Source organism: Desulforamulus putei DSM 12395, from assembly GCF_900129195.1.
Classification (GTDB): Bacteria; Bacillota; Desulfotomaculia; order Desulfotomaculales; family Desulfotomaculaceae; genus Desulfotomaculum; species Desulfotomaculum putei.
In genome coordinates, this window is record NZ_FQUY01000014.1 from 1 (window position 1) to 19,632 (window position 19,632).

Annotated in this window: 21 protein-coding genes, 5 tRNA genes and 1 pseudogene; 12 read left to right on the top strand and 15 right to left on the bottom strand. The window is 47.2% G+C overall.

Annotated features, from left to right (window positions below):
• The first annotated feature begins 109 nt into the window (after positions 1–109).
• Entirely contained in the window at positions 110–1,582 is a 1,473-nt protein-coding gene (locus BUB67_RS09820) for an IS1182 family transposase (RefSeq protein ID WP_143157045.1), read from the top strand.
• A 54-nt stretch (positions 1,583–1,636) separates the two neighbouring features.
• Here BUB67_RS09820 and BUB67_RS09825 read toward each other — a convergent pair.
• The 3 genes from BUB67_RS09825 to BUB67_RS09835 form a co-directional block, all read right to left on the bottom strand.
• A tRNA-Asp gene (locus tag BUB67_RS09825) sits at positions 1,637–1,713 on the bottom strand.
• A gap of 7 nt (positions 1,714–1,720) precedes the next feature.
• A tRNA-Val gene (locus BUB67_RS09830) sits at positions 1,721–1,796 on the bottom strand.
• 67 nt (positions 1,797–1,863) lie between these two features.
• Complete coding sequence (locus BUB67_RS09835; RefSeq protein WP_073239263.1) at positions 1,864–2,238, bottom strand: hypothetical protein; 375 nt, start codon at positions 2,236–2,238, stop codon at positions 1,864–1,866.
• A 132-nt stretch (positions 2,239–2,370) separates the two neighbouring features.
• Between BUB67_RS09835 and BUB67_RS09840 the strand changes: the two genes are divergently transcribed.
• From BUB67_RS09840 to BUB67_RS09870, 6 genes are all read left to right on the top strand, one after another.
• Positions 2,371–2,446, top strand: a tRNA-Val gene (locus BUB67_RS09840).
• Between the two features lie 6 nt (positions 2,447–2,452).
• Positions 2,453–2,528 (top strand) — tRNA-Thr (locus BUB67_RS09845).
• Positions 2,529–2,733: 205 nt separating this feature from the next.
• Positions 2,734–2,809, top strand: a tRNA-Thr gene (locus tag BUB67_RS09850).
• Between the two features lie 445 nt (positions 2,810–3,254).
• Entirely contained in the window at positions 3,255–3,680 is a 426-nt protein-coding gene (locus BUB67_RS09860; RefSeq protein WP_238457015.1) for a type II toxin-antitoxin system HicB family antitoxin, read from the top strand.
• 320 nt (positions 3,681–4,000) lie between these two features.
• Positions 4,001–4,261: an anaerobic ribonucleoside-triphosphate reductase gene (nrdD, locus tag BUB67_RS09865; RefSeq protein WP_073239264.1), complete on the top strand. Its 261-nt coding sequence runs from the start codon at positions 4,001–4,003 to the stop codon at positions 4,259–4,261.
• 196 nt (positions 4,262–4,457) lie between these two features.
• A complete protein-coding gene (locus BUB67_RS09870) occupies positions 4,458–5,369 on the top strand; it encodes a TIGR01777 family oxidoreductase (RefSeq protein WP_073239265.1) in 912 nt (303 codons plus the stop codon).
• A 208-nt stretch (positions 5,370–5,577) separates the two neighbouring features.
• Here BUB67_RS09870 and BUB67_RS09875 read toward each other — a convergent pair whose 3' ends face one another.
• Positions 5,578–5,811, bottom strand: a complete 234-nt coding sequence (locus BUB67_RS09875) for a hypothetical protein (RefSeq protein WP_073239266.1) — start codon at positions 5,809–5,811, stop codon at positions 5,578–5,580.
• Between the two features lie 229 nt (positions 5,812–6,040).
• Between BUB67_RS09875 and BUB67_RS09880 the strand changes: the two genes are divergently transcribed.
• Both BUB67_RS09880 and BUB67_RS09885 read left to right on the top strand, forming a co-directional pair.
• The gene (locus tag BUB67_RS09880; RefSeq protein ID WP_073239267.1) at positions 6,041–6,601 is read left to right on the top strand and encodes a 5' nucleotidase, NT5C type; all 561 of its coding nucleotides are present in this window, start codon (positions 6,041–6,043) and stop codon (positions 6,599–6,601) included.
• A 182-nt stretch (positions 6,602–6,783) separates the two neighbouring features.
• On the top strand, positions 6,784–9,228 hold the full coding sequence (locus BUB67_RS09885; protein WP_073239268.1) for an S-layer homology domain-containing protein: 2,445 nt from the start codon (positions 6,784–6,786) through the stop codon (positions 9,226–9,228).
• A 46-nt stretch (positions 9,229–9,274) separates the two neighbouring features.
• Here the strand turns inward: BUB67_RS09885 and BUB67_RS09890 are convergent, their stop codons facing one another.
• Positions 9,275–9,529, bottom strand: coding sequence for a ribbon-helix-helix domain-containing protein (locus tag BUB67_RS09890; protein WP_073239269.1), 255 nt, complete (start codon positions 9,527–9,529; stop codon positions 9,275–9,277).
• Positions 9,530–9,738: 209 nt separating this feature from the next.
• Here BUB67_RS09890 and BUB67_RS09895 point away from each other — a divergent pair, with 209 nt between their 5' ends.
• Positions 9,739–10,047, top strand: a complete 309-nt coding sequence (locus BUB67_RS09895) for a helix-turn-helix domain-containing protein (RefSeq protein ID WP_073239270.1) — start codon at positions 9,739–9,741, stop codon at positions 10,045–10,047.
• An 87-nt stretch (positions 10,048–10,134) separates the two neighbouring features.
• Here BUB67_RS09895 and BUB67_RS09900 read toward each other — a convergent pair whose 3' ends face one another.
• The 10 genes and pseudogenes from BUB67_RS09900 to BUB67_RS17525 all read right to left on the bottom strand — a co-directional run.
• Positions 10,135–10,431: a zinc-ribbon domain containing protein gene (locus BUB67_RS09900; protein WP_073239271.1), complete on the bottom strand. Its 297-nt coding sequence runs from the start codon at positions 10,429–10,431 to the stop codon at positions 10,135–10,137.
• Positions 10,432–10,607: 176 nt separating this feature from the next.
• A complete protein-coding gene (locus BUB67_RS09905) occupies positions 10,608–11,555 on the bottom strand; it encodes an NAD(P)H-dependent flavin oxidoreductase (protein WP_073239272.1) in 948 nt (315 codons plus the stop codon).
• 163 nt (positions 11,556–11,718) lie between these two features.
• Positions 11,719–13,158 (bottom strand): TrkH family potassium uptake protein, encoded by a 1,440-nt coding sequence (locus BUB67_RS09910; protein WP_073239273.1) that lies wholly within the window; start codon positions 13,156–13,158, stop codon positions 11,719–11,721.
• Between the two features lie 3 nt (positions 13,159–13,161).
• The gene (trkA, locus tag BUB67_RS09915; protein WP_073239274.1) at positions 13,162–14,511 is read right to left on the bottom strand and encodes a Trk system potassium transporter TrkA; all 1,350 of its coding nucleotides are present in this window, start codon (positions 14,509–14,511) and stop codon (positions 13,162–13,164) included.
• Between the two features lie 157 nt (positions 14,512–14,668).
• Positions 14,669–15,133: a YhcN/YlaJ family sporulation lipoprotein gene (locus tag BUB67_RS09920; RefSeq protein WP_238457016.1), complete on the bottom strand. Its 465-nt coding sequence runs from the start codon at positions 15,131–15,133 to the stop codon at positions 14,669–14,671.
• Between the two features lie 106 nt (positions 15,134–15,239).
• Positions 15,240–15,812, bottom strand: coding sequence for a manganese catalase family protein (locus tag BUB67_RS09925; RefSeq protein ID WP_073239276.1), 573 nt, complete (start codon positions 15,810–15,812; stop codon positions 15,240–15,242).
• Positions 15,813–15,830: 18 nt separating this feature from the next.
• Complete coding sequence (locus tag BUB67_RS09930) at positions 15,831–16,085, bottom strand: spore coat protein CotJB (RefSeq protein WP_073239277.1); 255 nt, start codon at positions 16,083–16,085, stop codon at positions 15,831–15,833.
• Between the two features lie 34 nt (positions 16,086–16,119).
• Positions 16,120–16,413, bottom strand: coding sequence for a spore coat associated protein CotJA (locus tag BUB67_RS09935; protein ID WP_073239278.1), 294 nt, complete (start codon positions 16,411–16,413; stop codon positions 16,120–16,122).
• A gap of 157 nt (positions 16,414–16,570) precedes the next feature.
• The gene (locus BUB67_RS17520) at positions 16,571–16,948 is read right to left on the bottom strand and encodes a methyl-accepting chemotaxis protein (RefSeq protein ID WP_464287310.1); all 378 of its coding nucleotides are present in this window, start codon (positions 16,946–16,948) and stop codon (positions 16,571–16,573) included.
• 102 nt (positions 16,949–17,050) lie between these two features.
• A pseudogene (locus BUB67_RS17525) lies at positions 17,051–17,536 on the bottom strand (sugar diacid recognition domain-containing protein); the annotation flags it as partial.
• A gap of 121 nt (positions 17,537–17,657) precedes the next feature.
• Here BUB67_RS17525 and BUB67_RS09945 point away from each other — a divergent pair.
• Together BUB67_RS09945 and BUB67_RS09950 are read left to right on the top strand one after the other, a co-directional pair.
• A complete protein-coding gene (locus BUB67_RS09945; RefSeq protein WP_073239279.1) occupies positions 17,658–19,091 on the top strand; it encodes a glucose-6-phosphate isomerase in 1,434 nt (477 codons plus the stop codon).
• A gap of 152 nt (positions 19,092–19,243) precedes the next feature.
• A complete protein-coding gene (locus BUB67_RS09950) occupies positions 19,244–19,576 on the top strand; it encodes a hypothetical protein (protein WP_073239280.1) in 333 nt (110 codons plus the stop codon).
• The last annotated feature ends 56 nt before the right edge of the window (positions 19,577–19,632 follow it).

Sequence of the window (19,632 nt, forward strand, 5' to 3'; positions counted from 1 at the left end):
TCAGACTGTCGACAAAGTAAATGTCGGCAGTCTTTTTTTGTGTCAAGACCCAAAGATGGACAATTTTCCAGTAAAATAGAAATAGAAAAAATATTGTGGGGCGATTGACATGTTAAAGAAGAAAAATCGGGCAATAACTAACCAGGTGGAATTTGTAAGCATCAGTGATTTAGTACCTAAAGATCATCTTTTAAGGGCTGTAGAAGAAAGCATTGATTTTGATTTTATATATGATGAAGTAAAAGACCTATATAGTGAAAATATCGGAAGACCAAGTATTGACCCAGTGGTACTAATTAAATTGCTTATGCTCCAAGCCCTCTATGGAATCCGGTCGATGCGGCAAACCATCAAGGAAGTGGAAGTAAACGTAGCATACCGCTGGTTTTTAGGATATGGTTTACAAGAGCAAATACCACACTTTTCAACTTTTGGAAAGAATTACGAAAGGCGGTTTAAAGAAAGCGACCTTTTTGAAAAAATCTTTGTCCATATATTAATGGAAGCCATAAAGTACGGTTTTATTAAATCAGATGCAGTATTTATCGATGCCACCCATGTAAAAGCCAGTGCTAATAAGAATAAATATGTCAAGAAAATGGCACAACACCGGGCTCACAAATATAAGCGGGAGCTTTTAATTGAAATAAACGCTGACCGGGAAGCAAACGGAAAAAAGCCCTTTGAAGATAGCAACGATAACAACAAAGATGGAGATAGTCCCAAGAAAGATAGTGTAAAAGAAATTAAAGAAAGCACCACAGACCCTGAAAGCGGAATGTTCCACAAAGGCGAAAAGGAGCGTTGCTTTGCGTATACAGCTTCTGTAGCCTGTGACCGGAATAATTTTATCCTTGGAGTAAAAGTAGCACCCGGAAATATTCATGACAGCCAGGTATTCTCTGATTTATTTCAAGAAGTCAGCGAGAAATTCCCTGAGATAGAGGCGGTTGTAGTTGACGCAGGCTACAAAACCCCTGGTGTATGTAGAGAAATCATTGAGGCAGGCAAACTCCCAGTTATGCCCTACAAGAGACCAATGACCAAGGATGGCTACTTTAAAAAACGGGACTATGTTTATGATGAGTACTATGACTGCTACCTTTGTCCCAATAACCAAGTGTTAAGATACAGCACTACTAATCGGGCAGGATACCGGGAATATAAGAGTGACCCGAAAATATGCTCTAAATGCCCCATGCGGATGCAGTGTACCCTGAGCAAAAGTTGTACAAAAGTTGTAACCCGTCATGTCTGGGAACATTACATGGAAATAGCAGAAGATATCAGACACACCCCATGGGGCAAAGAACTATACAAAATGCGTGGTGAGACCATTGAAAGGGTCTTTGCAGACGCTAAAGAAAAGCATGGGATGCGTTATACTAATTTGCGAGGCTTGAGGAAAGTCGGGCATTACCTCACGCTTCTTTTCGCATGCATAAATTTAAAAAAGCTGGCCCTGTGGAAGAAAAAACAAGGGATGCTTCCACCGGCAGTGCCTGTTTTTTCTTTGGTTTTATCTAAAATTCGTAAAATCTTCACTTTCAACCAAACACCGCTTCTAAGCCTTTCGGCCTAAAAGCGGTGTTTGTCTACAGTCTGACAGGGCCAATGAAACATTGGCCCTGTAAAATGGCGGAGCTGACGGGAGTCGAACCCGCGATCTCCTGCGTGACAGGCAGGCATGTTAGGCCTCTACACCACAGCTCCCGGTATATGGTGGGCGATGACGGGATCGAACCGCCGACATCCTGCTTGTAAGGCAGGCGCTCTCCCAGCTGAGCTAATCGCCCGAACGTGACTGACAAGTGTTATGATAACAAAATAATAACCTTAAGTCAACAATCTTCTCAGGATTTATTATTTTTCTTCAAATTGAAAGAAGATTTCGCCACAAGCACAGCCATAGATGACCTTGTCATGAATACCTTCCAGAATACTCAGGATCCTTACCGGGCTGTCAACCATATAAAGATCAGAGCCGCACCCCGGGCAAAACCGATCTGTTATCTCATGTCTGCCTTGAATAAAGGACAACCCCGGTCCCACTGACCTGTGTACGGAAAAAGCAGCAAAATTATATTTGGAGATGCCGTATTTATCAAGGACCCTGCGGATGTTAAACAGCATCTTATCTCTGTATATGCCCTTTTGATTTTTGAGGAAACATCTTATCGAATGTTTGATGATCATTAAATCCTCTTGGGAGGGAAAGTACCTGACTTGTGCCGGCAATTGATTTCTTCCTGAACCACTTTGTCCGCCTACCGGAAAGTATGAACCGAAAACGAAACTAAATAAACAAACAAGACTAATTTTTTCAATTGACACGTATTTTGATTTCTGTTAAGATATTTTTTGTCAACGGGGCGATTAGCTCAGCTGGGAGAGCGCCTGCCTTACAAGCAGGATGTCGGCGGTTCGATCCCGTCATCGCCCACCATACCATGCTGCTATAGCTCAGTAGGTAGAGCGTATCCTTGGTAAGGATAAGGTCACCGGTTCAATCCCGGTTAGCAGCTCCACAGCAAAGGGGTTTTGCCTTAATGGTAAAGCCCCTTTGTATTTCTGCCTCCGGCGGATGGCCTCATTGGCTTAATGAAGGTTTAACGAATTAAATTGGCATTTGTTGTCACACAAAGCATATAATTAAAGCATCCTAAAGACTTGCATTTTCGAAAGGCTTTTGATACTATAGCAATTGACAATTTAACCTGTGAGTTTGGCAATGCCGACGTAGCTCAGCCGGTAGAGCAGCTGATTCGTAATCAGCAGGTCGTGGGTTCGAGTCCCATCGTCGGCTCCAATGAAAAAAGGAACTGCAAGGGTTTGCGGTTCCTTTTCTTTTTGGCGAAAACAGCGAAAATGGCGTGTTGATTGTCAATAGAATTGACCCACCCTGTGCAAATAAATTTGACCCACCTGAGAGCAAAAATAATAAACAATATCTTGATAAGGCGCTCAGCGCAAAAAGAGCATGAAGTTATTCCAAGCCCTTGACGAATAATTTATTCCTTAACTTGCTTCTAAAAAAGCTCTACGATAAAATCAAAAATAACCCAAGAGCAGTTAGGTTTAGTGAACTTGACAAGATACTAAGGTCGGTGGATTTACTAAAAGGCAGCCCAGTGGCGGCTCCAGTCATTTTATCTACATAAAAGATGATAAGTCTCTGTCCGTTCCATTCGACCAGCCACACATAAAGCGAATCTACGTTGAAAGGGCTATTGAATTAATTGGGGATTGCTTCGATGAGGAGTAACCCCACCCGTTACCAAAAGTGGGAATTATCTTTGATGAATGATACTAAAAATCTTGAATACTATCTTTCCCTGCCTTACAAAATCATGCTTTACCCAGCGGAAGAAGGAGGCTTTGTGGGAGAGGTCCCGGAGCTGCCCGGGTGCCTTTCTCAGGGAGAAATCAGAGAAGAAGCCCTGGTAATGATTGAGGATGCCAAGATTGCCTGGTTGCAGGTGGCCTTAGAGACCGGCCGGGAGATACCGGGGCCTGCTAAAGAAGAAGAGACATACAGCGGAAAATTTGTTTTAAGGATCCCTAAGTCTCTACACAAAGACTTAGCTAAGCGGGCAAAAGATGAAAATGTTAGCTTAAATCAGCTGGCCACATACCTTTTATCTTCGGCCATGGGTAAGTCACCATCAATAAAAAAATAAATATAGCCAGGTGGTGATTAAACACCCCTGGCTATTTCTTTTCGCTGTCCTTCTCGGCTGTCTTTTTACCAATGTGCTCGACAGCTTTATTAATGTCATATCTACCAGGCCGGGGCGGGAATTGGAATCGGAAATTGAAAACATTATGTTTGAACTCAGGTTATATAAAGGTTCTGGGGAGTACGCCATGCACCTGAACACCCCGATATGATTCTTCCCTAGAATTCCTTACAATACCCTTAAATCGCATGGCAATAAATTGCCAACCTTGCCCGGGCTCCCTATAATAAAGCCAAACAAGAATAAGGAGGCTGGCGGCAATGAGAGTAAGCGTTAAAGGAAACATCAGTCAAATTGAAGTGGATGACATTATCCGGGAAGAGGAACTGCGCTATGCGGCCAGGGGTAAAGAGCTGGGGGAGATTGAAATTGTTGAAATCAGCCCCGAGGAGTTGGAGGTAAGATCCAGGGCCAAAACAACCATCAAAAGGGTTCGTCGTATAACTGGCTATTTAAGTACCGTTGACCGTTTTAACGATGCCAAGCAGGCAGAATTGGTGGATCGAGTTGTACATAACTAATCAAACAACCCGGCATGTCCGGGTTATTTCCTTTGAGCCTTGTGAGCCTTTGCAAAAAAAGATAACAGAAGATTCTTTTTATTTTCAGCTATTGGTATTACAATGGGTTTGGATAGTATGAAGGGATCGATTTACGCATAGGCTTCATAAATGGCACTATGAAAGGATAGCCGGGAGCGAGAGGAGGGTACAGGCAATGAATGTTTTAATAACCGGGGGAACGGGGTTTGTGGGGACCACCCTGGTAAAGCAACTAATGCAGCAAAACCACCGGGTCATCATTGGCTTACGCCGGGATAAGCAAATCCGGGGTAATATCAGCTACACCAAAATTCCCGCTGCAGGAGAATTGTTTTCAGAGGAGATCATCGGCCGGGCCGATGCCGTCATTAACCTGGCCGGGCATAATATTGCCGCCGGCCGTTGGACCGCCGAGGTAAAGAATCTTATTTTAAACAGCAGGGTGCAGCTCACACGCCAGTTGGTGAAAAGTATTGAAAGGAATCGTGCAGCCAATCAACCCTACCCCAAGGTGCTGCTGAATGCCTCTGCAGTGGGTTACTACGGCCAGCATCCCAGTGCTACCTTCGATGAAGAAAGCCCCAACGGTGAAGGTTTTCTGGCCGGAGTCTGCCGGGCATGGGAGCAGGAAGCCCGGCAAGCCGAGGATTTGGGGGTGCGGGTGGCGCGTTTTCGTTTTGGCATTGTGCTGGGACCTGGCGGGGGTGTTTTGGAAAGAATCAAGATGCCCTACCGATTTGGCATGGGCGGCTATATTGGGGATGGCAAACAGTGGGTTTCCTGGATACACATTGAGGATCTGGTGCATGTTTTAATCCTGGCCCTGACGGATGAGCGCTTCCGGGGCGCCTTTAATCTTTGCAGCCCCCGGCCTGTGACCATGGCGGAGTTAGATCGTCATTTGGCCCGGGCCCTAGGCAAGACCTCCTGGACCCGGCTGCCCGGTTTCGTAGCCAGAACCCTTTTGGGAGAAATGGCCGATGAACTGCTACTGAACGGCCAGCGGGTGGTCCCGAAAAGGCTTATAGAAATGCAAGTTCCCTTTAAATACCCCGATATCGCTTCGGCCCTGGCTGCGTCTGTTTAAAGTGTTAATAGAAACTTCCTGAGTAAAGGATTTATGAGGTGCCATAGACAGGCATGTCTATACACAGCAACAAGCATTAAAAAACCCGGGTGGCCGGGTTTTTGTCGCTGTTTAGGAATTCAAGTCGGGGACGGTTCTTGACTTGAATTGCCTGGCCATAGGTAGGAGGCCGCGCCTTATTAATTCTGGCATGTTTTGATATAGCTTTTTAGATACCTTTTTCTGAGAGATATTGCATTAATTTCTCGTGATATTCCTCAAGAACCTTTGCGGTGACACGTATATTGCTGTTAATCATTTCATTTAGTGTTTCGTTGGCCAGTTGAGCGAAATCAATTTTGCCTTCGTCGCTTAACCGCCGCAACTCCTCAATCCTTTTATTGGTTATTTCATCCAGCTGCTGACCGATGCGGTTGAATGCCTCTTTAAAATCATACTGCATGACGTATCCCCCTTGTATGATATAACCAGCAGAATAATTTCCAGTTGGTCATTTATAACCTAATTCGACGCCGCAGGGTTAATTCCTACCAGGTCTGCGGTATTCTGTTTTTATTATAACCCCGGGTGAAATGTTATATTGACCCGTAGTTTAATATTATTGACCGCCCGCTGCCATCAAAGCTATACTCATAAACATGAGGTTTATTTCCGAACGCGGGGGGGATGGCATGAAGATTGGCATCGATTTGGACGGTACCATTGCGGATAACCTGGAGCTTCTGGTGGAAACCCTGAACTGTCACTGTGGCAAAACCTTAAAGGGGGACGAAATTTATCAGTACAACCTTTGTAAGGTTTACGATATCAGTGAGGATGAATTCATTGCTCTCATGGATAAAAAGGAAGAAGAAATTATCCAAAAAAGCCCCGTGATCCCCTTTGCCAGGGAGAACATTCACCGGTTGGTGAAGGACGGCTGGCAGGTGCACATCATTACAGCCCGCAATCCCAGGTACAGTGCTGTAACAGAAAAATGGCTGCGGGAGCACGACATTCCTTACAGCGGCCTACACCTGCTGAACTCCCATCACAAGGTAGACATCTGCCGGGAACTGCAAGTGGAGTTTATGATTGAAGATAACGTGCACAATGCCTACTGGTTGGCTGACGGGGGAATCCGGGTGATCCTCTATGAGGCTCCCCATAACCGCCTGTGGCCCTGGCAAGGAGTCCGGTGTAATTCCTGGAACGATATTTATTCCTCCATTCAAAAAACCTTTAACAGATAATGTTGATAAATGATGGCATTCTCCGGTCAGAATGCCATTTATTTTCCAATTATGGACAGGAATTATGATTTTTGTAACGAAATAAGCATAAAAGAAATCTTACTTACAGAATAGTTGGCCCAGTCGAATACCTGTGATGCCCCCAAGCAGGCATCCGACTGGTTCAACAAAAGGGGGATATTATGTTGAGAATAAAATTATGTTTGTTAGTAACGCTGGTTCTTTCCCTGGCCACCTTTACGTCCGCTTGGGCGGCATCCCCTTACCTGTTCAGAGATACTTCAGGGAAGTGGTGGGAACAATCGGTGGCTGAATGCAGCGCCGCAGAACTTGTGGGGGGGAGGGGCAATGGTATATTTGCTCCTAAGGATTCGGTAACCCAGGTAGAGGCAATTATCTTTCTCAACCGTGCATTAGGCCATAGAACGGAAGCAGACAATTACAGCATGTCTCAGGGCGGTTATAATTTCCCGGCTACTTTTCCTGCCTGGGCCCAGAGGAATGTCGCCTTTGCTGCGGATAAAGGATACATATCTAAGGCCGGCATTCCCAGCATACAACCCAAGAAGGCAGCAACCAGGGCTGAAATTGCTGTGCTTTTTGCCAATGCCTTGAAACTGTCTGCAGACGGCTACCAGCTGAATTTTAAGGATAATGCAGCTATTCCAGCTAACCTTCAGACATATATAGCTGCTGCTGTTAAGCATGGTATTATGGCAGGCAGAACCGACAACACCTTTGACCCCAACGCCAATGTAACCCGGGCAGAAATGGCGGCTATTATTGCCCGTCTGGTTGAGAACGGGAAAATAAATCCCAATCCCAACAAATATTTTATCGCCAGGCTCAGTGCAGTGGATGTTGCCGGTAAAAAAATTACCGTGGCAAGAGGCGGACAAACCTTAACACTGAGCCTGCAAAACGAGGCCCTTCTTTACCGGGCGGGCAAAAGTAGTTTGCTCAATGCCTTTAAGGCCAGTGAAAATGTTAAAGTAATCCTGGATTCAACCGGTAAGGTCGCTTACATGGCCTATACCGCAGCAAGCACGCCAAGCGGCAGCGTGTCCGTCACCACCGGTTATACAGGTACCATTCGCGGCTTGCTGTCGGGCAGCCAGTGGATGCTTTCCTTCCAGCCGGACGCAGGGAGCCTCACTTCCTTTCCCCTGTCCGGCACCGTAAAAATTACGCAAAACGGGCTGACCAGGGATTTAACGGCTCTCACCAGCGGCGCCCGGGCAGAAATCAAGGTCACCGGCGGCAGCGTATCGGAAATCAACTTGCTGAGCAATGTACCCACCGGCAATGAGCGCCGGGGTTATGTTGTCAACATGTATCTGGATTACTTTACGGTTCGTTATGATGACGGTACCAGTGAGGAAATTAATAAATCCAATGTCAGTGGCACCTTCTACCAGCTCTCTAGGGGGCAAAGGATATCCCTGACCAAGGTAGGAAATATTGTAACCGGTATTGTGCCGTTAAATGAACCAAAGAAACTTTTCGGCGAAGTGGTAAGCGTTGGCTCTTCCAGTATCACCATTGAAGATGGTGACGGCTACGAACGTATCGTTGATTTGGCCAGCGGCTACAGGGTAAAGGACAAGGACGGCGACTCCATTAACCTGGATGACATCGATAAAGAGGATTCCGTTGCCATTGAATTAAATACCCAGGACAAAGCTATTACTATACAGCTAACAGATGGTTCATCATCTTCTTCCGTCCTGGAAGGGGAGGTGCTTGAGGTGGATGCTTCCGGTTCCTGGAGTATCAAGATTGAGAAAATAGACGGCACAGAAAAGACCTATGATGTTGAAGATGATGTTGACGTCTATGAGGACGGCGACAGCATCGATTTTGACGATATCAGGAAAGGGGATTATGTAAAGCTAAAACTGAATAGCAGCAATGATGTAACCAGAATCGACGTCATGGATTATGAAATCGTTGAGGGCGAAGTAACCGACGTGGATACGTCCGGAGATTGGAGCATTACTATTGAAGATGATGGCCGCGAAAAGACTTATGATGTTTCAGACGATGTATATGTTTATGAGGGCAGCAGGAGCCGGGATTTTGACGATATTGAAGAAGACAAAGACTATGTTAAATTAATTATTAACGACAATGATGAGGTCATTAAAATAAGCATTTTGGATGGTTCCAGTTCTGACGATACTTATGACGGAATCATAACGGGTCTGGATTTAGACGATGATGAAGTCACCATTAAGGTAGACGGCAGAACAAAAACCTATGATTTGGCCAATAATGTGAAAGTTATAAAGGACGACGAAGATCTGGATCTTGATGAAATTTTAATTGGCTCAGAGGTAGAGTTTGAGGTGGATGACGGGGAAGTAGTGGAAATCGAAATTACCGACGACGAGGATGTTACGGTTGAGGGAGAACTGTACGATGTAAAATCCGGTTACATCTACCTTGAACAGGACAATGGCACAAGTTCCGGGGTAAGACACAAGTTATATTTTGCCTCAAGTGTATCTCTTAAGGACAAAAATAACCGTACTATTGATGAAGATGATTTAGACGACTACGAAGGAAAAGAGGTAACGATTCAACTTGATAACGGGAAAATTAAGTCCTTAAAGGTAACTGAATAATTACTAAACAGAAATCAGGCGGCTTGTTGCTCGCCTGATTTCTGTATTACCTCTTATACCCACCCAAATCCAGTAAAGAATTGTAATAATCCAAATCCGACAGCGCCAAATCCTCTGTCCCTTCGGGGGGTGAGGTTTTGCCGGCGGTAATGGCGGCCATGTCTTTTTTAATCAGCAAGCGGATGTACTGGCTGCGGTTTGTTTCTTCATAGGAACTGCGGTTGATCTGGGAAATTTTTTTATCCAAGTATTCAATTAAATCTTCGGGGATGCTGATGGTAATGGTCTTATGTCTGCGCATAAAAAATTGCCTCCTTTACCAGTTTGCTATGGTATATCATATGTGATGTTAACAGGGTTCAATAACCTGCGCTGGTAAATTTCTTATAAAGACCCAAAAAATTGCGACAACCGCCAGACTCACAAAATCTTTTCGGAAAAATTACCACTCATACCAATAGAACTTAAACAAATAATAAAGATAAGGATTTTATAAAGGAGGCATCAGCAGTGTATAGCCCAAAAGAATTAGGCCTCAAAGTAAAAAGGGCCCGTGAGCACAGGGCCAAGAGGAGTGGACAAAACTTTACCCAGAAAATGCTGGCTTTTAAAATAGGGGAAACATCAAAGTGGGTGGAAAAACTGGAAAAGGGGCTGTTTTACCCCGATTGGGATGCTCTTAACTTAATTGCCGACACCTGCGGGGTGTCCATTGAATTTCTCACGGGGGAAAATTTCGAGGACGAAATGGATTATGAAGAGGCCGTTAGAGGTGGCCGGGTTGCCAGAAGGATCAATCAGCAGGAACTCCGTTCATAGTTTATATTTTATAACGTCTGAACAGGCGTTCATTTTTGTTTAATAAAAGGCAAAAACCGAATGCCTTAAGGCATTCGGTTTTATTTACTAGCGATATTGTTTCACACGAGTGAAGCAGTCGCGGCAGTATACGGGTTTTGTTCCGCTGGGCTGGAAAGGAACTTGAGTTGTACAGCCACACTCGTCACATACTGTTTCGTACATTTGCCGCTGGGCGTACCCATTATTGCCTTGCATCCGCTGCTTACGGGCAGCGCGGCAAGCAGGGCAGCGAGAAGGATCGTTCTGAAAGCCCTTTTCGGCAAAGAATTCCTGCTCACGTGTGGTAAATACAAATTCTGCGCCACAATCTCGGCATGTCAAAGTTCTGTCGGAAAATACCAAACCTATCTCCCCCGAATAATTAAACTCCCTAAATTTCCGGTGCCAACAAACTGAACTACCAATACCCTGACACCGATAAAATTTTCGGGAGGAGATAGCCACAGTTAGCATTGTGAAACTTAGAGGTAATTTAAGTATAACACTTAAATTAGGAAAAAATCAATCCATTCTTTCACCTAGGCGTTGCTAAACTCGGCAATAAGCCTGTCAAAGATGGCCCTTACCGGTAAGATATCTTTAATACGGTGCACATTCTGGCCGCAGAAAACCAGACCGTCTTTGATGTTGCCGTTACGGCTGTTCATCAGAGCGTCCATAATGCAAAAGGACTGGGAGCAATGCTTAAGGCAGCCCACACAATTTTCCGGTTCCGGGGCGTTGCCGCTGAAAATACGGGAAACCAGGCTGTTTTTCAGAGCCCTGCCGGGTAAGCCCACCGGACTTTGAATTTTCACCACATCTTCCGCGGTAGAGTTGAGGTAAAGTTTTTTGAAGGCATCGGAAACTGCACATTCCACGCTCATCACAAAACGGGTTGCCATTTGCACGCCATCGGCACCCAAACGAATCATTTCCGCAATTCCCTTACCATCTACGATACCACCGGCGGCAATTACCGGGATTTTAACTGCTTCTTTAATTTCAGGGAAAATTTCCTTTATCGACCGGTCAGTGCCCAGGTGGCCGCCGGCCTCGGTTCCCTCGGCCACTACAGCGGCAGCTCCCAACTTTTCTGCCATTTTAGCCACTTTTGCCGAAGAGACAATGGACACAATGGGAGTGTCAGACTCTTTGCCCCAGGCAAATATATCCCTGGAAAAACCGGCTCCGGTGAAAATGATATCAATCTTTTCTTCAATGGCGGTACGCACAATTTTGGCAAATTCCCTGGCTGCGTACATGATATTGATACCAATGATACCCTTGGGTGCAATTTTGCGGGCCTCGCGAATCTCATTGCGCAGTTCATCTTCTTCCATTCCTGTGGCGCCGATTACACCGATTCCTCCGGCTTCAGCCACGGCGCCGGCCAGGGGGGCAGTGGAAACCCTTACGGCCATGCCGCCTTGAATAATCGGATACTTGGGGGTAAAACGTCCAATGGTTAGGGTGGGAAATTTCACTTTACTTACTCCTTCCATAAAACCTGTTACAATAACATCTATTCTATTAAAGCAAAAAATATATTAATTTGCAAATGAAGTTTTTTATTTGTTGTTATCCGTTAATAATTGACAATTCACGATAACTTTACGGGGTGCTCACGTATACCTATAGTTTTCCCGGTTAACGCCAAAACTTTACACTGAAGACCAGTAAAACTGTATAGATCTCCAGTCGACCCACCAGCATGAGGAAGGTCAGTACCACTTTACCCAGGTCCGGCAGGGATGAATAATTGGACATGGGGCCAACCAGGCCAAGACCCGGGCCCACATTGCCCAGGTTTGCCGCCGTGGCGGAGGCTGCGGAAATCAGATCAAGACCCAGCCCGGTCAGGATGGCGGTGCCCAGGGCAAACAACAGCATATAAAGGGTAAAAAAGGTGTGAGCAGACTCAACAACCTCCTGGGTCACCACGTCCCGCCCTACACGTACCGGGATCACTGCCTTGGGATGGATTAAACGCATCAACTGGCGGGAGAAGGTTTTCATCAGGATGAATAGTCGTCCCACCTTGAGTCCCCCGCCGGTGGACCCGGCACAACCCCCGACAAACATTAAAAGCAGCAGGACAAATTTACTGAAAGAAGGCCACTGCTCAAAATCCACCGTAGCAAAGCCGGTGGTGGTAATGATCGATGAAACCGTAAAGGCGGCATCCCGGATGGCTTTCCCCGGGCTACTGTCCGCAGTAAGAAATAAATTGAGAGAAATTACCGCTGTACTTAATGCAATAATAATCAGGAAGAGCCTTGTCTCGTAGTCCTGCCAAAGGGGTTTGCAGTCCCCGCGCATCCAATTGTAATGAAGAGCAAAGTTCATACCGGAGAGAATCATAAAAAAGATAATAATAGCTTCTACGGTAATGCTTTGAAAATGTCCCACGCTGGCATTGTAGTTGGAAAATCCCCCGGTGGCCACCGAACCAAAGGTGTGGATGAGGGAATCAAACCATGACAGGCCTGCCAGTTTGAGGGCCAGAATCTGCGCCAGAGTAATGATAACGTACACTTTGTAAAGCTGCCGGGAGGTTTGGGCAATCCTGGGCAGCACCTTGTTTTTGGTGGGCCCGGGTACTTCTGCCTTAAACAACTGCATGCCGGCAATGTTTAAGGACGGGATTAAGGCCAGCGTTAATACAATAATTCCCATACCGCCCAGCCAGTGAGTCAGGCTGCGCCAAAACAAAATACTTTTGGGGAGAATTTCCACGTTGGGGATTACCGAGGCCCCGGTGGTGGTAAAACCCGACATGGTTTCAAAAACCGCGTCAATGTAACTGGGAACAGCCCCGGCCACGGTAAAAGGGATGGCGCCGAAAAGGGCCAGCAGCAGCCAGCTGAAGGTAGCTATGGCGAACCCCTCACGATAACCGACATTTTTATTTTTGATAGGTACCAGATACAACCCGAAACCAACCGCCCCGGCAGCTGCCATACCTGTAATAAAAGGTGTTGCATCGGATTCCTGACAAAAAAGGCTTATAAAAAGACTTGGGACCATGGCTGCTGCTTCAAACAGCAAAACCAGTCCCAGTGTCTTTAATACCAGTTGAATGTGCAAAACCTATTTTCCTCCTGCATCAAACAGCTTTTCAATGGTACTCAATGTATGCCCCATGGCAAAAACAACAATACGGTCTTCCGCCAGTATTTTTTCCGTCCCCTCGGGAATAATGGCCTTGTCCTCCCGCAAGATGGCTCCCACGATGACATTTCTGGGCAGACCGCATTTCGCCAGAGGTTTTCCGACGATACGGCTGGTGGAAGGTACAATCAGTTCAGCCACCTCGGCCTTCCCGTTTAGGAGCATAAACAGGGATAACAACCGACCCCCCTGGATAAAACGAACAATTTCGCTGGCCGTAATCAAGCGGGGGCTGACAGCGGCATCCACCCCCAGACTTTCCACAATGGGCGCGTAGCTGGCCCGACTGACCTTGGCCACCACCATCTTGGCCCCCATTTGCTTGGCCAGCAGGGAAATCAACAGGTTTTCCTCATCCAGGCCGGTTACCGCCACAAAGCCGTCGGTTTCCTGAATACCCTCCCGTTTGAGAAGGTCCACATCGGTGCCATCCCCGTTTAATACCAGGGCATCGGGTAGACGTTCCGCCAGTTCCTGACAGCGGGCATAATTTTGCTCAATAATTTTTACAGACATACCCAAGGAGCAAAGTTTGTCTGCCAGGTAATAAGCCAGGCGACCGCCCCCCAGGATCATCACCGTGTGCATCTTCTTCTGACGGCGTTTTTTAACCTTTGATACCAGGTTGTCAATACTGCTGGGCAGTCCTAAAATGTACAGGGTATCCCCGGGTAAGACGGTGTCCATGCCGCCGGGGACAATCATATCACCGCGGCGGGAAATGGCAACAATCAAGCAGGAAGGCGGCATGTCTAAATCCTTAATTCTTTTATTGGCAAAGTGAACCATGCCTTCATCCACCGTAATGTCGGCCATTTGCACTTTGCCCTGGCCAAAGGGTTCGGTGTGAACGGGCAGGGCCATGGTTAGCATGCGGACGATTTCCCTGGCAGCTGCCAGTTCCGGATTAACAATCAAATCCAAACCCAGGTCCTCCCGGGAAAAAGACGAGTCCCTGGCATAGTGAGGATCTCTGACCCGGACAATGGATTTTTTAATGCCCAATTTTTTGCCTGTCATGCCGGCGATAATATTTACTTCATCACTGTCTGTTACAGCCAGCAGCAGGTCGCTGTCAACCACATGGGGATCCCGCAGCACCTGGGCTGTGGCGCCGTTCCCCCGTAATGTCATAACGTCAAGCTGCTCCTCAACCCTGGCCAGCTTGGACTCATCTTTATCTACCACCAGAATATCGTGGCCTTCCTCGCAAAGACGCCGGGCTGTCTCAAATCCCACTTTGCCCGCACCAATTATTGTTATTTTCATCAACGGCCACCCTCCGGCAGCAAAAAATGAAATGTCTAATACTGTAATACTGTATTAAATGATAAAAATCAAGGATTATTTTTGGTTTCTCTTAAAATGTTATACCAAAGAACAAATGAGAAATCCCTTGATGAAATCAAGGGATGCAAAAAAGAAATTATTCTTTGGTGGGTGCAATACGCCGCACAATTTCGTTGAGTTGTTTGGTGAAATCAGTCAGGGGCCTGCCCTGGCTGATACCTTCGGAAATTTTCCTGATGCGGGTTACGGTATCGGCATCGGTGGAAACCCTTACATCGTTAATTTGCCGGTCGGCATTTTTCAGTCGCCGGCCCACCTCGGACTTGATTCGGTTGGTCTCTGTGCTCTCAATACCCTTGTTGATGTCAAGACCCACCACAGCCATGTTGCCGGAAACAACGACATAGGCGCTTTTTACGCCTTCAACCCTGGTTGCTTCTCGGGCCAGCTTTTGGGCCTGTTTATTTTCCTGGGCCACAGGGTTACGATTAGTATTTGTTTCCGGTTTGCGGGCGGCGGCAGTACAGCCGGCGGCTAAAATAGCAGCTATAAGAAGGCAAACTAAGAGAACCAACTTCCTGCTTCCAGTCAAATCGATCACCCCCTTCCTGAGGAGTATTATTCCAAAGTGCGCGGCGCTTATGTACACAAATTTCGGATTAAAAAGAAACCATTGCCCCATTGAGGGAATGGTTTCTTCATAAAATTTAATAATATTTTTTTTGTTTCGTATACTCTTGTATATCCATCAGGGTTTCGCCGAAACGCTGGAAGTGCACCACTTCTCTTTCCCGGAGCCAGCGTAAAACATTGGTTGCTTCCGGGTCATCAGACAGGCGAATCAGGTTTTCATAGACTGCCCGGGCTTTTGCTTCTGCCGCTAAGTTTTCTTGCAGGTCTGCCACCGGGTCACCGGTAGCGGAGACATAAGCGGCAACCCAGGGCACGCCGGCGGCATTTTCCCACCATAATGCCTTATCATGGTCTGCATAATGAGAACCCCACCCGGCCGCCTTGATCTGTTCAACAGAGGCGCCTTCCAAAAGCTTGTGGACAAGAGTAGCCACAATTTCCATATGGGCCAGTTCTTCGGTTCCAATATCTGTTAATATCCCTTTAGCCTTATTTGTCGGCATGCTGTAACGCATATTTAAATATCTCAGAGAGGCGCCAAGTTCTCCCTCGGGACCGCCGTACTGAGTAATGATGTATGATGCTAAACGGGGATTGGGGCCGCAAACCCGTACAGGTATTTGTAACTTCTTTTCATATACCCACATACTTACAAATCCTTTCATTTAGTATTTAATTTCCCAGGGCCAGGGGGTTTCTACCCACTTCCAATAGTTGCCTGTATTGGGTGAAAAACCGAAATTGCAAAGAGGGCCATAGGTTTGTTCGTAGGCGTGCTTGCATTGCATTAATTCCTGGTGAATTTTGTTGTATTGGGCCAGAGCTTCCTGGCAGTCTGGGTGGGTATCTAAGAAAAGGTTTAGTTCCAGAGCGGCAAACTCTAACTGCATAATTTGCATTAGCAGTTGATATTGAGCCATTGCTTGAACCTCCACAGTATTCACCTCCGTCTATTTAACGAGGATATGGTCTGTATAATGAGGGGTACAGGGTGCCGACTTCCAATGCTTTTCTGAGATCAAATTGAGGATCTCCACATGGTTGAATGGGAATATAAACCTGTGCTAATTCCAAACCCGGATAGGGCATGCCCTGGTAATAACCGGGTTGGGTTCCCGGCATCGTCGGGTAGGGGGGCATTATCATGCCCGGTTGCCCGGGATAAGGCATGCCAGTATGGCCGGCTATGGGGCCCATGGGTGCAGCCTGAGCTTTTGCCTGCTCGGCATTTTTTTCATCTCTAAACAAGTCGCATACCTCCATTCCATAGTTTACATAGGGTTCCTTTTGCTACCACTTTATGTTTAGAGCGCTGATTGTGTTACACAAGGGCAATACAAAAAAATCCCCACGGATTACCCGTGCGGATTGAGAAGGGTTCTATAAATTTATGCGACAATTGGTTCTAAGTAAAGCTTTTAGCTAGTTGATCCATTTGCAAAGAGATATCTGTCAGCTGGGCGGAAAGTTCTTCCAGGGAGGCCGTTTGGGTTTCGGTCAAAGAGGCGTTTTGCAGCACTGCACTGGCAATTTGTTGGAAAATGGTCCTGATTTCCGAAATGATTTGAGCAGTGTCGCCTACCGATTTGGCGCTGGAGTTGGCCAGTTTGCGGATTTCCGTTGCCACCACTCCGAACCCCCGGCCCTGTTCGCCGGCCCGGGCTGCTTCTATGGCTGCATTTAAACCCAGCAGGTTGCTGCGAGTAGAAATTTCTTCAATGGCCTCCAGAATACGATTTACTTGTTCTACTTTTAAGTTAGCCTGTTCCGCGATATTCGCCATATCTTGGCTGCCTTTCACTAGGTGCTGGGCGGAGGCGGATACTTCTTCAATGGCTGCGGTGGCCTCTTCAAGCCGGGCATGGACTTCATGAACGGTTTGTCGCACGGCCTGGTTAGCCAACTCCCGGGTGATCCAGGCCTCCACCACCCGAATCCCGATGCGGGCCATGGGTTTGGTCCGGTGGGGGTCGCCGGAGATCCCCAGGCCGGCAATCCTGTTTCCGTTAAACACAATGGGCGCCGTATAACCGGGACGCACCCCGCTGAGACGCTGGCAGTCTTCCTCGGTGATAAAGGCCTCATCGATTTCGCCGGCCAAGAGCTTCCTGGCCCCTTCGTGAACGGTTCCCAGCCTTTCCGGCTGGGTGGTGGCGATGATCACACCGCCCCTGCCCATAATATGTACATTTTCTCCGGTTTCCGCAGCCACCATTTCCACCACCTGGGGACCGACAGTTTCCAGGATGGCGTATATTTTCTCGCTGCTGTTTTCTGAATTGTCAGTATTGTAAGACAAAGTAAACTCACCCACTTTCTGGTTGTTATCATTTTTTAACATTTTAACACAAATTTCATCATATTTGGACATTGAATTTAAAATTGTACAGTTGCCTGTCAGGAAAATGGGTAAACTAACTTAGCATGAAGCAGGGAATAAAAGGAACAATATGGTAATATAATTAGGAAGTATTTTGCTAAGGAGGATTGTTATGACCCGCTACCGGCACCCCCAATGGCAGGAACAAATGAAAATACAGGTGGATTATAATAACATGATGGCCGATTATGTTGGTAAAGAGGAGGGCTTTACCCGGCAGCACATAGAGGCCCTGGCGGATCAAATTCAAGGGGCCCATAAAAATATGGTGGAGAAAAGGGCCGCCGGGGGCATGGATTGGAGGAATTTACCCTTTCATCAGGAAGAAGTTGTTCAGCAAATATTAAAAACTGCCGAAGAACTGCGGAACCGCTGCGACGCCTTTGTTGTTCTGGGGATCGGTGGCTCCGCCCTGGGGCCCCTGGCTGTGCAGACAGCCCTCAATCACCTGCATTATAACGAACTGCCCGCAGACAAGCGGGGGGGGCCCAGGTTTTATGTCCTGGACAATGTGGATCCGGAGCGGGTGGCCGCCCTGTTTGATGTGATCGACCCGGCCCAAACTGTGTTTAATGTCATCAGTAAATCCGGCAGCACCGCCGAGACCATGGCGCAATTTATGATTGTTTATCAAATGCTGCGGGAAAAGATAGGCAGCGGGTATGTGGCACAAATCATTGCCACCACCGACGCCGAGAAGGGAAACTTAATTAATATCGCCAGGGATGAGGGTTACACCACCTTTATCATTCCCGCCGGTGTCGGCGGCCGCTACTCCGAGCTGTCACCGGTGGGTCTTTTGCCCGCCGCCGTCTGCGGCATTGATATCAGGGAACTGCTGGCAGGGGCCGCCTATATGGATCGACTGTGCGAGCAGGCGGACGTGTTTGCCAATCCCGCTTATATGCTGGCTGTGTTGCAGTATTTAGCCATGGGGCGGGGTAAAAATATTTCCGTCATGATGCCTTACGCCGATTCTTTGAAGTATTTTGCCGACTGGTATGCCCAGTTATGGGCGGAAAGCCTGGGCAAGCGCTTAAGCCTCAGCGGGGAGGAAGTATTCGCGGGTCAAACCCCGGTGAAGGCCCTAGGCACCACCGACCAGCATTCCCAGGTCCAATTGTATACCGAGGGGCCCTTTGACAAAGTAGTCACCTTCCTGGGTGTGGGCCGTTACCGTACCGAGGTGAACATTCCCAGGGTCTTTGAAAATGTACCCGGCATTGCTTTTTTGGGCGGGCACACCCTGGGAGAACTGATTACAGCGGAGCAGCTGGCTACCGAGTATGCACTGATGAAGGCCCGCCGCTTAAGCTTTACCATCACCCTGCCGGAGATTAACGCCTTTACGGTGGGGCAGTTGATTCAGCTACTGGAAATACAGACCGCCTTTGCGGGTGAGCTCCTCAACATTAACGCCTTTGACCAGCCCGGCGTTGAAGAGGGTAAGAATGCCACCTACGCCCTGCTGGGCCGACCGGGCTACGAAGCAAAAAAACAAGAACTGGCATCCCGCCCACCCAAAAACCCGGCGTATATCATTTAGTTCAAAGATAAAAACTGTAATATAAGAATTTTCCCTATCACAAATAATAACCAAAAACCAAAAGCCAACAGCCAAAGGCCAAAAGCCGGCCGATGGCCGAAGGCTGACAGCTTGACCCCAAAGCATTACCCAAAAGACTGGAGGAGAAAGAAATGCAGCGTCTACCGGAGCAGGATATTTACGTTTATAAAACCCCGGGTGAAGAAGTGCATAAGATCCTGGTGGGAGATCTGGACGGCAAACGTCTCAAGGCCTTCTCAAAGGTGGCAACCGCCAGCGGGGAAATCATTTATAAAATCTTTTCCGAAGATGCCCATAAAAACATCGAGACGCTGGCAGAAGGAAAAGGGACCGCAGAAGATTTTATGCGGGAGGTAAACCGGTTGGGACGGCAGTATTTAGAACCCTTGGGCGAGTCCTGGCGTGAAGTACAACCTAAAGTATTGGCGAACTTTGATCCCCGCAACCCCTGTCCAAAGCATTAAAACATAAGGCCCGCAGTTCACTGCTGCGGGTTATTTGTTTATATAATCATACAGGT